The sequence below is a fragment of the Comamonas sp. CAH-2 genome, assembly GCF_009668305.1.
Taxonomy (GTDB): Bacteria; Pseudomonadota; Gammaproteobacteria; order Burkholderiales; family Burkholderiaceae_C; genus Comamonas; species Comamonas aquatica.
In genome coordinates, this window is record NZ_VSWF01000090.1 from 1 (window position 1) to 433 (window position 433).

Genomic DNA, 433 nt, shown 5'->3' on the forward strand with positions numbered 1-433 from the left:
ACGGATAGCGAAGCGCAGACCTTCTTCCATAGCGATAGGAGCGATCAGCTTCACAGTGATGGACACGTTGTCGCCAGGCATCACCATTTCCTTGCCTTCAGGCAGCTCGATGGAGCCAGTCACGTCCGTGGTACGGAAGTAGAACTGAGGACGGTAGTTGTTGAAGAAAGGCGTGTGACGGCCACCTTCGTCCTTGGACAGCACGTACACCTCAGCGGTGAAGTGGGTGTGGGGCTTGATGGAGCCAGGCTTGCACAGCACTTGGCCGCGTTCCACGTCTTCACGCTTGGTGCCGCGCAGCAACAGACCCACGTTGTCGCCAGCTTGACCTTGGTCCAGCAGCTTGCGGAACATTTCCACGCCCGTGCAGGTGGTCTTCTGGGTGTCCTTGATACCGACGATTTCGATTTCTTCGCCGACCTTGATGATGCCG

General features: G+C 57.5%; 1 protein-coding gene. It reads right to left on the minus strand.

Annotated elements, in window-relative coordinates:
- Positions 1-433: EF-Tu/IF-2/RF-3 family GTPase (locus tag FYM52_RS19230; protein ID WP_255446853.1), on the minus strand; the 433-nt coding region annotated here is incomplete at both ends.